The 13,727-nt window shown below is 63.8% G+C and carries 13 protein-coding genes and 1 other annotated feature (1 of these 14 cut by a window edge); of the genes, 7 read left to right on the forward strand and 6 right to left on the reverse strand.

Annotation, left to right across the window (positions count from 1 at the left end; genetic code table 11):
* Positions 1-40 (forward strand) — a sequence feature (sul1 is cis-regulatory element that is thought to sense ions involved in sulfur or methionine metabolism; They are found in Alphaproteobacteria); it begins 17 nt to the left of the window's first position.
* A gap of 299 nt (positions 41-339) precedes the next feature.
* Complete coding sequence (locus tag C7450_RS20590) at positions 340-1,605, forward strand: Glu/Leu/Phe/Val family dehydrogenase (protein WP_110376308.1); 1,266 nt, start codon at positions 340-342, stop codon at positions 1,603-1,605.
* 110 nt (positions 1,606-1,715) lie between these two features.
* Positions 1,716-2,117, forward strand: a complete 402-nt coding sequence (locus C7450_RS20595; protein ID WP_110376309.1) for a nuclear transport factor 2 family protein — start codon at positions 1,716-1,718, stop codon at positions 2,115-2,117.
* A 217-nt stretch (positions 2,118-2,334) separates the two neighbouring features.
* On the opposite strand, the gene C7450_RS20600 is transcribed toward C7450_RS20595, so the two are convergent.
* The 4 genes from C7450_RS20600 to C7450_RS20615 all read right to left on the reverse strand — a co-directional run bounded on the left by C7450_RS20600 (position 2,335) and on the right by C7450_RS20615 (position 5,722).
* The gene (locus C7450_RS20600) at positions 2,335-3,009 is read right to left on the reverse strand and encodes a DUF4286 family protein (RefSeq protein ID WP_110376310.1); all 675 of its coding nucleotides are present in this window, start codon (positions 3,007-3,009) and stop codon (positions 2,335-2,337) included.
* 10 nt (positions 3,010-3,019) lie between these two features.
* On the reverse strand, positions 3,020-3,769 hold the full coding sequence (locus C7450_RS20605) for an SDR family NAD(P)-dependent oxidoreductase (protein WP_110376392.1): 750 nt from the start codon (positions 3,767-3,769) through the stop codon (positions 3,020-3,022).
* A gap of 69 nt (positions 3,770-3,838) precedes the next feature.
* On the reverse strand, positions 3,839-4,834 hold the full coding sequence (locus tag C7450_RS20610; protein WP_245449988.1) for an ABC transporter substrate-binding protein: 996 nt from the start codon (positions 4,832-4,834) through the stop codon (positions 3,839-3,841).
* A gap of 99 nt (positions 4,835-4,933) precedes the next feature.
* Positions 4,934-5,722 (reverse strand): ABC transporter permease, encoded by a 789-nt coding sequence (locus C7450_RS20615; RefSeq protein ID WP_110376311.1) that lies wholly within the window; start codon positions 5,720-5,722, stop codon positions 4,934-4,936.
* 184 nt (positions 5,723-5,906) lie between these two features.
* On the opposite strand from C7450_RS20615, the gene C7450_RS20620 reads away from it, so the two are divergent.
* The 3 genes from C7450_RS20620 (at position 5,907) to msrB (ending at position 8,398) form a co-directional block, all read left to right on the forward strand.
* The gene (locus tag C7450_RS20620; protein WP_110376312.1) at positions 5,907-6,752 is read left to right on the forward strand and encodes an ABC transporter ATP-binding protein; all 846 of its coding nucleotides are present in this window, start codon (positions 5,907-5,909) and stop codon (positions 6,750-6,752) included.
* A gap of 2 nt (positions 6,753-6,754) precedes the next feature.
* Positions 6,755-7,576, forward strand: coding sequence for an IclR family transcriptional regulator (locus tag C7450_RS20625; RefSeq protein ID WP_110376313.1), 822 nt, complete (start codon positions 6,755-6,757; stop codon positions 7,574-7,576).
* Between the two features lie 408 nt (positions 7,577-7,984).
* Positions 7,985-8,398, forward strand: a complete 414-nt coding sequence (gene msrB / locus C7450_RS20630) for a peptide-methionine (R)-S-oxide reductase MsrB (protein WP_110376314.1) — start codon at positions 7,985-7,987, stop codon at positions 8,396-8,398.
* A 170-nt stretch (positions 8,399-8,568) separates the two neighbouring features.
* Here msrB and C7450_RS20635 read toward each other — a convergent pair whose 3' ends face one another.
* On the reverse strand, positions 8,569-9,642 hold the full coding sequence (locus tag C7450_RS20635) for a tartrate dehydrogenase (protein ID WP_110376315.1): 1,074 nt from the start codon (positions 9,640-9,642) through the stop codon (positions 8,569-8,571).
* A gap of 56 nt (positions 9,643-9,698) precedes the next feature.
* Between C7450_RS20635 and C7450_RS35175 the strand changes: the two genes are divergently transcribed.
* A complete protein-coding gene (locus C7450_RS35175; RefSeq protein WP_425351243.1) occupies positions 9,699-10,007 on the forward strand; it encodes a hypothetical protein in 309 nt (102 codons plus the stop codon).
* A gap of 119 nt (positions 10,008-10,126) precedes the next feature.
* Positions 10,127-10,867, forward strand: coding sequence for a GntR family transcriptional regulator (locus tag C7450_RS20645; RefSeq protein ID WP_245449991.1), 741 nt, complete (start codon positions 10,127-10,129; stop codon positions 10,865-10,867).
* A gap of 231 nt (positions 10,868-11,098) precedes the next feature.
* Here the strand turns inward: C7450_RS20645 and C7450_RS20650 are convergent, their stop codons facing one another.
* Positions 11,099-13,675, reverse strand: a complete 2,577-nt coding sequence (locus tag C7450_RS20650) for a DUF4214 domain-containing protein (protein WP_110376316.1) — start codon at positions 13,673-13,675, stop codon at positions 11,099-11,101.
* Between the last annotated feature and the right edge of the window lie 52 nt (positions 13,676-13,727).

Genomic DNA, 13,727 nt, shown 5'->3' on the forward strand with positions numbered 1-13,727 from the left:
ATCCGGGTGGCTCTTCCGGCCGCTAATCCGCCGGATCACGCAAATGACAATCGGACTGCGCTGGCATGCTAACCATGTCAATGTCCACACGTCATTGTGCACCTCCTTTGCGGGCTTGTCTCCCATCCATTCATCCGGTCGCATCGCCGCAAAGGACTTATCCAATATCCGCTCCGCCTCAAGCTGTTTAATTGCCTAATAGATAATCACATGTCGTCTATTGGGTAATCATTGCATAAAATTGCGGCTTTTTGTGATGCCGATCTGCGCAATGCTTGTGCTGCTACTGCTGTCTGATTATGCAGGCGCATGCCCTCCCCTCATACAGCAGGAGCCATTATGTCCGAAGGCAGCCTTCTCGATCACGCCCTCGTCCGTCTGGACGAAGCCGCCGTCCATCTCGCCATCGATGCGGACGTGATCGAGAAGCTCAAATATGCGCGCGAAACGACAAAAGTCCGCCTGATGATCCGCATGGACGACGGCTCGCGAAAATCGTTCCTGGCCTGGCGCTGCCGCTATGACGATACGCGCGGCCCGACGAAGGGGGGCATCCGTTTCCATCCGGATGCAACGGCTGACGAGGTGGAGACGCTCGCCTTCTGGATGACCTTCAAATGCGCGGTCATGAACCTGCCCTATGGCGGCGGCAAGGGTGCCGTCCAGGTCGATCCGCGCAAGCTCTCGAAGGCGGAGCTCGAGCGTCTGTCACGCGCCTATATCCAGGCCTTCTCGCGCATCATCGGCCCGGACCGCGACATTCCCGCGCCGGACGTCTACACCAATTCCATGATCATGGGCTGGATGGCCGATGAATATGCGCAGATCGTCGGCGAGGCGGCGCCCGCGGTCATCACCGGCAAGCCGCTCGCCCTCGGTGGTTCGCTCGGACGCGGCGACGCGACCGCCCGCGGCGGCTATTATCTGGTGCGCCATCTCGCCACGGATCTCGGCCTTGGTCAGCCTTTGAAGGTCGCCGTCCAGGGCTTCGGCAACGCCGGCCAGCACATCGCCCGGCTTCTTGCCGCCGACGGCCACACAATCGTGGCGGTGTCGGATTCCGAGGGCGCGGTCCATGCGCCGGCCGGCCTCGATGTCCATGCCCTCATGACCGCGAAGGCACAAGGACGCTCGGTCGCCTCGACCGCCGGGTCGCATGGACACGAGCGGCTTGCCGCCGAGAAACTCGTCGGCGTTGACTGTGACGTGCTGGTGCCGTCTGCCCTTGAGAACATGATCCATGAGGGCAATGCCGGCACCGTCAGGGCGAAGCTCATTCTCGAGCTCGCCAACGGGCCCGTGACCGCGGAAGCCGACGCCATCCTGGCGCGCAACAGCGTCATCGTCCTGCCGGACATCCTCGCCAATGCCGGCGGCGTCACCGTCTCCTATTTCGAGTGGGTGCAGAACCGCCAGGGCTATTACTGGACGCTCGAGGAAATCCACGAGCGTCTGCGCGTGATCATGGAACGCGAAGGCCGGGCGATCTGGACTACGGCCCGCGAGAAGGGCGTCTCGGTGCGGACCGCCGCCTATGTCCACGCGCTCAACCGCCTCGCCGAAGCGATCGAGGCGCATGGCACGCAGAACTTCTTCGTGAGCTGACGCCAACGGACTGTGCGACAACGCATCACCGGCCCCCTCGTGGGCGCCGGTGATCGGCTTATGATACGACGAAACCTCGTTGAGCTTCCCGCGAAACCGGACTTACCCGCGTGACGATATTTCAAACCCCTCTCGATCGCGACGCTGCCGTTGCGCTGCTGGAGCGTTATTTCCGCTGCGTCGACGGGAAGGACATGGATGGGTTGTTGGCGCTTCTCACGGAGGACTGCCGGTTTCGCATCGAGACGGATGAGCTTGACCATATCGGCCGGGACACCGGCGTGCGTGGCATGTTCGAGCGCCTCTTCAACCGCTATGCGAAGATCTGGCACGGCAACTTCTCGTGGGTGTTCGACGCGGAGACCCAGCGCATCGCCTGCCAGCTCGATGTCATCAACACCGAGCCTGACGGCCGCGAGCACCGCAAGCACAACGCATCATTCTATCATCTCAAGGACGGCAGAATAGCCTTTGCCGGCATCTACATGAGCGGAACGAACGCACTGGTCTAGGACCAAGCGCCATTCAGTGCGCGCGGCGAGATCGAGGCTCAGGAACCTCGGTGTCATCTCGGAAGCCGCGCTGAACTCGGGTGCTGCCGAGTTCAGCGAGATCCGACCTGTGCGCGGCTGTGCGGGATCCAAACCGTATCGGTTCTGGATCCCGGGCCCGAGCTTGCGCTCGTCCCGGGATGACCGACGCGGGCGCGAACCCGGCTCACCCTCTCCCTCAGCGGGAGGAGTCTGTCAGGCAGTATTCGAGGCGGTAAAGGCCGCGCACCGGCTCCTCGATCGCGCCATGGGCGACGAGCCCCCCGTGCAGGAGATGATCCGTGGCGGAATCGACAGCGGCGGTCTCGGACCCTTCGATCATGATGATCCAGTTCGGTACGCCGACCTCGCGGCCCTGCTTCTCGGCCGTCTCTATCCCGCTCGCAGCGGCATCGGCGATGCACAGATGCACGCCGGAGATCGCATAATGCCCTGCGACCTCGGCAAGGCGCGCCTGCAGATAGCCCGACAGTGCCTGCCGCTTGTCCGCCTCCGCATCGAAGCGCAGGGTCATCATGACACCGCCGTCGCCGAGGCCTGCTGAAAAGACGGTCTCGCAGACGCCTCGCGTCGTGTTGCGGAAGGCGGATGTCGCCTCCTTCGTCCAGCGCGTCGGGCTGTTCAGACGGTCGAGATAATCCTTGCCGACCAAGACGCCCGCGTCCTCAGCCTCATACAGCGTGTAATAGGCGGGCTCGCCGTAATAGGCCTCATAGCGCCGGCCGCGCAGGAAGCCGGGGATCCCGACCCGCTCGGGGATATGCTCGCGGTTGTGCCACTCGATGAAGTTGGCCTTCCCCTCCGGCAGGATATCGTTCCAAATCGCGACAACCGCGCGCCCCAGCAATGCCATGACATGTACCTCAGTAAGTCGCCCGGCCGCCCGACAGATCGAAGACGGCGCCAGTGCTGAAACTGCATTCATCGGAGGCGAGCCAGGCGATCATCGCCGCCACCTCGTCCGGTTGGAGAAAACGACGCATCGGAATGCGCGACAGGATATCCGCCAGCCGCTCCGGCGGCGCGTCGATGCTCATCGCGGTGAGCGAGGCCGCCGGCGTGATGGCATTGACGAGGATGCCCTCCTCCGCGAGCTCCTTGCCGAGGCTCTTGGTCAAGGCGACGAGCCCGGCCTTGGCGGCGCTATAGGCGGCGGCGTTGTGCATGCCCTCCTTCGCCTGGATGGAGGCGACATTGACGATACGCCCCCGCCGCTCCGCCTTATCCTTCGCCAGCATCAGCGGCACGACCGCGCGACAGACGTGGAAGGCGCCCATGAGATTGACGTCGACGATCCGCCGGAACTCATCGACCGGAATTTCCCAGGTTCGCCGGACGTCGCCGACGATGCCGGCGTTATTGACGAGGATGTCGGGGGCACCGAACCGCGCGAAAAGTTCCGCGGCGGCGGCATCCACGCTCGACGCGTCCGTGACGTCAACCGCCTGGGACGCGAGGCCGGTCTCACCGGCCCGGGCGAGGGATGACGGCAGGTCCCATAGGACAGGCACGGCACCGCATCCGGCGAGCCGCGCGGCGATGGCCTTGCCGAAACCGCCCGTGCCGCCGGTGACGATGGCGACGCGCCCCGTCAGATCATACTGTGCGACCATCTCGCCGACCGCCATCCTTCCGCTAGAAAAGGTCATCCGCCGCGCCGGTGACGCGGCGGATGTCGGTTGCTACTTCTTGACGAAGGCATTCGTGTAGAAGCTCTCGGGCGTCATGGCCGTCGACACGTCCTGATAGGACTTCATGAGGTCGAGCGTGCGTGCCCAGTCTGCCGGTGCCATCTCGCCGATCGGCAGGTTGGGGGATTCCGGCGACGGAATCAGCTTGATCGATGCGAGGAGCTGGGCCTTCAGGAGTCCCTTGTCGGCCTCGGGCCGTGCCTTCATGGCAGCCGCGACCGCGGCGTCCGGATCGGCCTTGGCAGCTTCCATGGCCTTCACCGTCGCGCGGACAAAGCGCTGCACGAGGTCCTTCTTGGTCTCGATGGTGTTGTTGCTGGCGACGATCGTCAGCCCCTGCGTGTTCACGCCGAGTTCGGCGAAGGAGAACACCTTCTGGTCGAGGCCGCGCTGCTCGAGGATGATGACCTGGCCCTCGAGGCCGGCCAGGATGCCGTCGGCGCGCTTCTCCAGGATGGCGACGAGCTTGCCCGGACCATCCACATTGAGGATGCGCACCTTGCTCGGATTGATGCCGTTGTTCTTCCAGATGGCCGGCAGAAGCGCCATGGAGGCCTCGCCGGCCGTGGCGCCGATGGTCTTGCCTTCCACGTCCTTGATGGTCTTGACGCCGGAATCCGTCCGGAACGACATGCCGTAAGGCGAGGTGTTCATGATGCCGAGGACCGACTTGACGGGCGCGCCGCGCGTCGCGGCGGCGATCACGCTGCCGCCGTCAGCCACGCCAAAGGTATCGCCGCCCGTCGCCGTGACCTGCACCGCGCGCGCCGAGCCTTGCCCCTCACCGATGGTGAGGTCGATCTTCTCGTCCTTATAAAAACCCTTGTCGACACCGTAGTAGAAGATTGAATGAACGCCGCTCAAGAGCCAGTTCAGACGCAGGCTCACCGCATCCTGGGCGGAGGCGGGCGAGGCCGCGACCGCGCCCATGCTCAACCCCATGGCCAGCGCGATGATCCCGCGCCGTGTGTGCTTTATCATCCCCATAACGTTATCTCCCTGAACTTTTTGCACTGTTGACTTTGAACGAGAACCGCCCGGCCGGTCTGAAGCCCACGCGGAGCGAAGTCGCGTCACGCTTGACACTCAGACCCCGCTCTTGCCGACGGTGAAATCGTCGCGCCGCTGCGAGACGTGCCATGGGATCGCCCACCGCTCGACGAGCTCGACGACGCCATAGAGAATGAGCCCGAGCAGGCTGAGCACGAGGATGACGGCAAAGGTCATGCTCGTGTTGAGATTGCCGTTGTAGTTGAGCAGCAGATAACCGAGGCCGTTGTCCGACGCCACGAATTCGGCGACGACCGCCGCTGTCGCCGACAGCGCCGCGGCCACCTTGAAGCCCGCGAACAGCGAGGGCAGCGCGCTTGGCAACTCGACGCGCCAGAAGATCTTGAGCCGGCTCGCCCGGTAGGACTTCGCGAGGTCATAGACATCGCTCTCGATGGATTTGAAGGCGACGATCGAATTCACGACGATCGGAAAGAACGACAGCAGGAAGACAAGCAAGACCTTCGAGGGAAGCCCGAAGCCGACCCAGATGATGAACAGCGGCGCCACCGCGATCTTCGGAATGATCTGCAGCACGACAAGCAGGGGATAGAAGATGCGCTCGAAGAGGGGCGAATAGACGACAAGCAGCGCGAGCAGCACGCCCATCACGACTGCGACGAGAAAGCCGAGCACCATCGGCTGCATGGTGTAGTAGGAGGCCGGCAGGACCGCCGCATAGTTCCGGAACAGGTCGTACAGCACCTTGCTCGGCGCCGGCAGGATGTATTCCGGCGTCTTGAAGATGCGAACCGCCAGTTCCCACGCCAGGATGGCGCCAATGAGGCTTGCCGCCGTCTGCGCCTGGCGCATCCAACCACCCATCGTTTTCAAGTTTTTCCTCCCAAATTTTTTTCTCTCAAGTTTTTCCTCCCAAAGTTTTTCCCTCCAAGCGCGCCGTTTCGTGATCGAAGGGCTTGACCTATTGCTGGAACATAGTTCTGTTTGGAACAACGTTCCGTCAAGTTATTTTTCGCGCCGCAAGGTCGCGACCTAGGGAGGACAGTGGATGAGCGATGCCAGCACGCGTGATGGCGCGACGAGCGCGGGTTCGGCCGCTTCGGGCAGGACCTACCGCCCCGGCGTCACGCTCGAGGGGGTTACGAAAACCTTCGGCACGGCAGGCGCCCCCGTCGTTGCGCTTGAACGCGTCGATCTGACGATCGGCGATGGAGAGTTCGTGGCCGTGGTCGGACCTTCCGGCTGCGGAAAATCGACCATGCTGCGGCTGATTTCCCGCCTGTCTCTCCCGACCACAGGCAAGATCACGGTGTTTGACGACACCTCGACCAAGCCGCCGATCGGCATGAGCATCGTGTTCCAGAACCACGTGCTGCTTGCCTGGCGCACGATCCTGGAGAACGTGCTGTTTCCGGCCGACATGGTGGGGGAGAGCAAGGCGCCGTTGCGTGCCAAGGCCATGGACCTCCTGACGAGCGTTGGTCTCGCCGATTTTGCCGGACGCTACCCCCACGAGCTGTCCGGCGGTATGAAGCAGCGCGCGTCGATTGCACGCGCGCTGCTTCTGCAACCACGTCTCCTCCTGATGGATGAGCCTTTCGGCGCGCTCGATGCGCTCACGCGCGAGCAGATGCGCGTCGATCTGGAAGCCCTCTGGCTGAAGCACCGGATGACGATCCTGTTCATCACCCATTCCATCGACGAGGCCGTCCTGCTGGCCGACCGGGTGATCGTGATGTCGCCGCGCCCCGGCCGCATCGAACGCATCATGGAGATCAACATGGCGCGTCCGCGTGGCCTCGCCGCACGCCGTGATCCCGAATTCCTCGAGAAAACCGAAGAGATCACGGAAATCTTCCTGTCGCGCGGCGTGTTGCACGGCGAGGCGCACTAGCGATGACGGCGCTATCAGGAAAAGCGGCCCTCTGGAAATCCAGCTCCATCCAGGACATCGGCCGCGATCCCCCAAGCGGACCGGTCGACCGCGTGCTGGCGACGCTGGAGCTTCTGGCGCTGGCGGAGGAGCCCATCCGGCTATCGGATATCGCCCATCGATTGAATATCCCGAAGAGTGCCGCACATCGGATTCTGACGAGCCTCGTGGACAATGGCTGGGCCGACCAGAGCCAGGAAAGCGAGTGCTATGCTCTGACCCTGCACATGGCCCTCATCGGCCAGCGTCTGCTGGCCCATCTCGATCCGGCGAACCTGCGCCAGCCCATTCTCGACGATGTGGCGCAACGCACCAAGGAATTGGTGCGTCTGACCACCGTGCAGAACGAAACGCTCGTGTGGACGGCCTCCGCGCGGGGGCGCCGGGCCGGTCTCGTCTACGAGCCCGACATGGGTGAGCGCATCGTTCCCTTCGCGACGGCGAACGGAAAGGTGTGGCTCGCGACGCTCTCCGCCGAGGACGCCGCGCGGATCGCCATCGCTTCCGGCCTCGGCAAATGGGCGGACGCGCCGCCCAATACCATCCGCAACCTGGCCGATCTCATGAGCGAACTCGACGAGACGCGACAGCGCGGCTACGGCCTGGCCCGTGAGGAGGCGGAAGTTGGCGTGGGCGCTGTCGCCGTTCCGATCGTCCGCGAGGGTGTCTTTGTGGGCTCGATGAGCGTGGCAGCGCCGATATCGCGGCTCCCGCCCGAACGCATCACCTCGCTCGTGGGGCTCCTGCGCAAAGCGGCCGCCGACATGGCGCTGGCCTGGCCATGATCCGGCCAGCCCCACAACCCGTCATTCCATGTGGAACAGAAACCGGAAGACCATGACAAAGGCGGCGACGACCAGGGGAAGGCCGAAAAAGAGTTCCCACTTCATAGCGTAAGCATCCCAGAGCACACACGCTCGAACGCTTGTGGTTGGCATGTCGAGCGAAGCGGCCCGTTCATACGCCTGTCGGGATCGTTTGACATTGGCGCCATGCGTCGCAGCCCTCGGACGCTGCGCCTGTCCCTGATCGCCCACCTCAGGGCACGCGGACACCCGTGCCCGCCGCGCGAGGCGGGTGAGCACACATTGCGAATTCGTCCGCGACATCCCAGATTGAGGGCAACCCGTCGCCGTACCGGAAGCCTTCCGTTTCCGGGGACGGCGTCTGATGCGTGATCCAGGAGGTCTTTCATGGCGAGCACCCACTTCCCTGTAACGCGGACGGAGGCGGAATGGCGGGCGCTGCTCACACCCGAGCAGTATTACATCATGCGCGACCACGGGACCGAACGACCCGGCAGTTGCGCGCTTCTTCATGAAAAGCGGGCCGGCACGTTCTCCTGCGTCGGCTGCGACCAGCCGCTGTTCGCATCGACCCTCAAATTCGAGAGCGGCACAGGCTGGCCGAGCTTCAACGATCCCGTGCCCGGCAGTGTCGAGGTTTCCGTCGACCACAGCCACGGCATGACACGGACGGAGGTGCATTGCGCGCGCTGCGGCAGCCACCTCGGCCATGTGTTCGAAGACGGCCCGCCCCCCACCTACCTGCGCTATTGCATCAACGGCGTCGCGCTGAAATTCGTCCCCGAACACGCCAGCGCGTGATCGAGAAGACCCCGGCGGATCCTCGATCCGCCGGGTCCGGAATTGGCCCGATCCAGAACGATCCATCGAGACCGGCCGGCGTTCAGGCGCTTGGATGGGGGCGGCGCCCCACCGCCCGCTCAGCGGCAGGTTGAGAACGGCAAGCAGCAGCGCGGACGTTCGATCGCCCTTCAGATGTTCGAGATGCGGATGGCCTCGCAAACAGCGTCCGTGACCTCTTGCGTCGTGGCTTTCCCTCCGACGTCTGGTGTCATGATGCCCTCTGCCGAAACCGTTTCGACGGCCCGCATCAGTCGCGTGGCGGCGGCGCCTTCGCCGAGATGGTCGAGCATCTGGGCTGCGGTCCAAAAGGTGGCGACCGGGTTGGCAATGCCCTTGCCGGTGATGTCGAAGGCCGAGCCGTGGATCGGCTCGAACATCGAGGGAAAACGTCGCTCGGGATCGATGTTGGCAGTCGGCGCGACGCCGAGGCTCCCGGCGAGCGCACCGGCGAGATCGGACAGGATGTCGGCGTGCAGGTTGGTGGCCACGATGGTGTCGAGGCTCTGGGGGTTCAGTGTCATACGCACCGTCATGGCGTCGACCAGCATCCTGTCCCAGGTGACATCCGGAAATTCCTGTGCCACCTCGGCCGCGATCTCGTCCCACATCACCATGCCGTAGCGCTGGGCGTTCGACTTGGTGACAACGGTCAGAAACTTGCGCGGGCGGGACTGCGCCAACTTGAACGCGAAGCGCATGATCCGGGTGACACCCACCCGTGTGAAGATCGAGACCTCGGTCGCCACCTCCTCCGGCAGGCCGCGGTGCGTGCGTCCGCCCTGTCCCGCGTACTCCCCCTCGGAGTTCTCGCGCACGATCACCCAGTCAAGGTCACCCGGGCCGACGCCTGCAAGGGGCGAGGAAATGCCCGGTAGAATCCGGGTCGGGCGCACGTTCGCGTATTGGTCGAAGCCCTGGCAGATCGGCAGGCGCAGCCCCCACAGCGTGATGTGGTCAGGAATATCGGGCGCACCGACGGCGCCGAAGAAGATGGCGTCGAAGGGTTTGAGCTGCTCCAGGCCATCCTCGGGCATCATGCGGCCGGTCTTCTTGTAGTAGTCCGAGCCCCAGTCGAAGTGCTTCACGTTGAGCTTGAAGTCGCCGCTGCGCTGCTGGAGCGACTCCAGCGCCTGGAGCCCGGCGGCGATGACTTCGGGGCCGATCCCGTCAGCCGGAATGGCGGCAATCTTGTATTCACGCATGGGGGCATTTCCATCTGTTCGGGGAACAAGGAGCGCGGGACGAGGCTGGTCCGCCATTGGCCGCCGACAAGGTCGTGCATGGCCGGTCCGGTTCTCTTGTAAGGCAGCACCGTCAGTTCGACGCCGGCGGCATCACGCAGCAGACGACCGCTGAGATCCGAAGCCGCGCCGACACCAGCCGTGCCGAAAGTCGCGCCTTTGCCCGCGCCTCTCAGCCAGGTGAACAGGACTGTCACGTCATTGGCAGCCAGATCCTTGCGGCCGACGAATCGCTTCATGTCTCCCACCTTCGCCTGGTCATTTCTGCAGCCCGTTACCCCGGCCTTATCATCACGCCTTTGCATTTCAGCTGGCATGCAAGCTGAAATGCAAGTGGACGTGGACCGAAATTTTTGTCAATGCTTCTTTTGTTCGAAGGACGACGAAATGAGCGAAACGCGGGAGGTCGCCACTGAAACGGCATGGGTTATCGAGGCCGGAAGGCGTGGCAACCTCCAAGGCCAAGGCCGAGATGCAGTCCGAGGACGCCGGAGCAGACGCACCCCAGGAAGCAGACGCACCCCAGGAGGCACGCGCAGAGGTCGCCTACCGCTACCTGCGCAACGCCATCTTCGCGAACGAACTGCCCGCCGGCTTCCAGGCTGCAGAGAACGAGATCGCGGCTCAGCTCGGAATGAGCCGCACGCCCGTGCATGAGGCCATGGCCCGGTTGCAGGATGAGGGGTTCGTGCAGATCCTCCCGCGCAAGGGCATCCTCGTGCGGGCCCTGTCCCCGGCCGATCTCCTCGAGATCTACGATGTTCTGATCGCTATCGAGGGAGCCGCGGCTGAACGGCTCGCCGAGGGAAGCGATGAAGCCCGGTCGTCGACCCTGGACGTATTGCAGGCCAGTACGGATGCGATGGCTTCTGCGTTGCGAGCGAGCGATCTCGAGACATGGCGCATTGCCGACGAACGGTTCCACGACGCCCTCGTGGAAGGTTGCGGCAACGGCCGCATCAAGCGCATGGCCGCGACGGTGTCCGGGCAGTCCCACCGGGCCCGGCGCCTGACGCTCCACCTCCGTCCGCTGCCGACGGCCTCGACGGCCGAGCATCAGGCGATCATCGACGCCATCCAGTCCGGCGATGCGGCCGCTGCGGGGAACGCCGCCCGCGCACACCGCCGTCATGCACGCGGGCAGCTCGTCCCGATCCTGAAGCGGATCAACGTCCACCAACTTTGAAATCTCGTTTCTTGTCGGGGATGAATGACCCGCTGAGATTCAGGTATTTACGGTCCCGCTGGTCCAGGATTTTGGCGCCTGCGCAATCCCGCCGTCATTCCGGGGCCTCGCGTCAGCGAGGAGCCCCGAACCCGAGGAGCCCGGAACCCGAGGCGCTATCAAATATTTCAATTTACAAAAACGCCCGGCGGACATTGTCCACCGGGCGTTTTTGTGACGGCGATCGCGGCGTCAGATCGAGAAGCCGAGCCCGTCGGCCAGCGTGTTGACGTTGTCGGGTGTCAACCAGCGCGTGATGCCGACGATGTTATGGAAATACCAGGTGTCCGAATCGAACTGCCGAATCTCCACACCGTTTGGATAGTAGCGACCAAGCTCGTCGTAGGATTCACTGCCGGTCGAATCGATCACGAAATCGCCGCCACCGCCCGCAAGCTGCGCGTAGTCTCCCGTCCAGGTGATCGCATGGCTTGCCTGGCCCGGCGTTGCATTGCTGGGATCCGTGTTCACCGGCGTGGGCGAAATATAAAGGATATCGCCGGGCTGGAGATTGGCCTCAAGGTAGGCTTGGATCTCGGCGTCGGTGGCCTGCCCGTCTGCGCCATAGATATCCGTGGACAAAGCGACCCGCTCGGCTGTCAGGGTCTTGCCGAGCCAGGCCACGTCGACCGTGAGCTGATTGGCCTGGATCTGGGTGTCCGAGTTGATCCAGAAGCCAAAGGCGAAGTTGTAATACCAGCTCGTGAAGTCGGTGCAGTCCATACCCTGGGTGTGGAAGCCCGATACACTTGCGCCCCAGGCCACCTGCGGCAGCATCGCGGCGTCGGAACCCGGCTCATAGGCGTACCACGTCGGTGCGTGGTGATGCTCATAGGCGATGCCGTAATTTGTGAAGATCGAGGCCATCACACGCGCCTGGAACAGCTCCTGCAGCGATTCCGTCGCCCCCTCGGGCAGGCTGAAGTCCGGCTTGAACAGGTCCGCCGGCATGGCGTCGGAATTCGCCGCACCGGGAGTGCCCGGTCCCCACGAGCTGACGTTGGACGTGGCATCGGTGATGTATTGCGCGTTCCACGCCTCGGTCGCCGTGAGGGCCCCCTGGTAATGGGACTGGAAATCGGACGTCAGCGAGGCGAGTTCATCGGCCGAGACCGATCCGAAACTGACAACATAAGGCGACTCGTAGGAGACCTGCGCGACCTGCACCAAGCCGTATTTGCTCCGGGTTGCCGAATTCTGCTCGATGGCGCCCGGCCCCCAGGGATTGCTCCAGGGCGTCACGCCGTCGACCGTGTTGCTGGAATTGTCGACGGCAACCCAGGCGCCGCTCGTGCTGTCGTAGCTCAGAAGCTGGACGTCCGTTCCGCCAAAGCCCCCCGTGACGAGGATGGGGGATGCCGAGCCGCCGGGAAGGACGGGGTTGGCGCCGGCATCGGCGGGTGGTTGCGGGAACATGAAACCGCCGCCGGCAAAAACGGGGAGGGTCGTCCCATCCCACGGAATGGACTGCGTGCTGCCGTCCGCGAGGATCTGCACCGGATTGGCGTTCAGTTCGTTGGCGTGGACGATCAGCGCACCGGGAACGCCGGCGCCGCGCAGCAAGGCATCCGTCGGGCCGACGATGGGCAGAGCCCATTGGTCCAGGCTCGCGGACGTCAGCCCGTTGGGAAACTGGATGATCGTCTGCTGCGCGCTGATCGCGGTGGGGACCACGCCGCCCGTGAAGTCTGCGCCATAGGGCTGAAGGACACGCGGCGTCCCGACGATCGACCCATCCTCCGGGTTGATCGTGACGACCGCGAGATTGGCGCCCGAGAGATCGCCGAGAATGATCTCGCCATAGCCGTTACCGTCGGTGTCGCCCATGGCCGCCGCAAGCCCATGGCCGGCCACGTACCAGTCGCCGAGAAGGCCTGTCGGTGTCACGTCGGTCGGGGCGCCGGTGCGGCCGGCATTGAGCTGCAGGAGCTGGACCGGCGACGTTTCGCCTGAGACCGGCTCGGTCTGCGTGAGAAGAATCTCGGCGCGGCCATCCGCGTTGAGATCGCGCACGGCGACCGACATCCCGCCGCCATAGGTGCCGGAAAAGGCGGCGAAGGACGTGAAGGTCAGATTAGGCGCGCTATAGGTCGACCCCGTATAGGTATAGTCTGCACCGCCGAACAGTACCTGCACCTGCCCGCCGCCGTTCGCGTCGGGGGAGACGGCGATGATATCGTCGAAGCCATCGCCATCGACATCGCCGCTGGCGACCTCCACGCCGCCGACATTATCGGCGCCGAAGGGCAGCCATGTCTGGAGCACCGCGCCATTGTTGCCGTCGAAAACCGTCACATAAGAGAGAGGCCCGGCCGCCGAACCGACGATGAGTTCAGGGATGCGATCGGCATTGATGTCGCTCAGCGTCATCGTGCCAAGGGCGGCCGAGACGCTCGTTGCCTCCGCCGACGAGGCGAAGGCAACCCCCACCTGCGCCGCCGACATGCCTGACTGCATCGCATTGAGCCAGAAGTCCAGGCCGGCCTGATCGGGCGCACGACCAAATGTATTCTGGTAAATTGCCGTCAGGAATTCCGTGTTGTCTGTGTCCACTCCAGGGTTTTGCTGCTGAAACTCAGCGCTCTGGTAAAACTCATTGGAAATATCGGCGATCGAAACGCCGTCATTATACAAATTCATCCAGAAAGAGAGACCAGCCGCATCGGGATCTCGCCCGACATACACGTTGTAAAGCCGCGCCACCTGCTCCACCGCCAGCACGCCAGCCGGTGTCGTCAGATCGATGGTACCGTCATTCACGCTTGCCATGTGCCCCGCCCCTAACCGTCACGATCTTCGTGGCAGCATAGTAATGCCAGAA

This window comes from Chelatococcus asaccharovorans (assembly GCF_003201475.1).
In the GTDB taxonomy this organism is placed as follows: Bacteria; Pseudomonadota; Alphaproteobacteria; order Rhizobiales; family Beijerinckiaceae; genus Chelatococcus; species Chelatococcus asaccharovorans.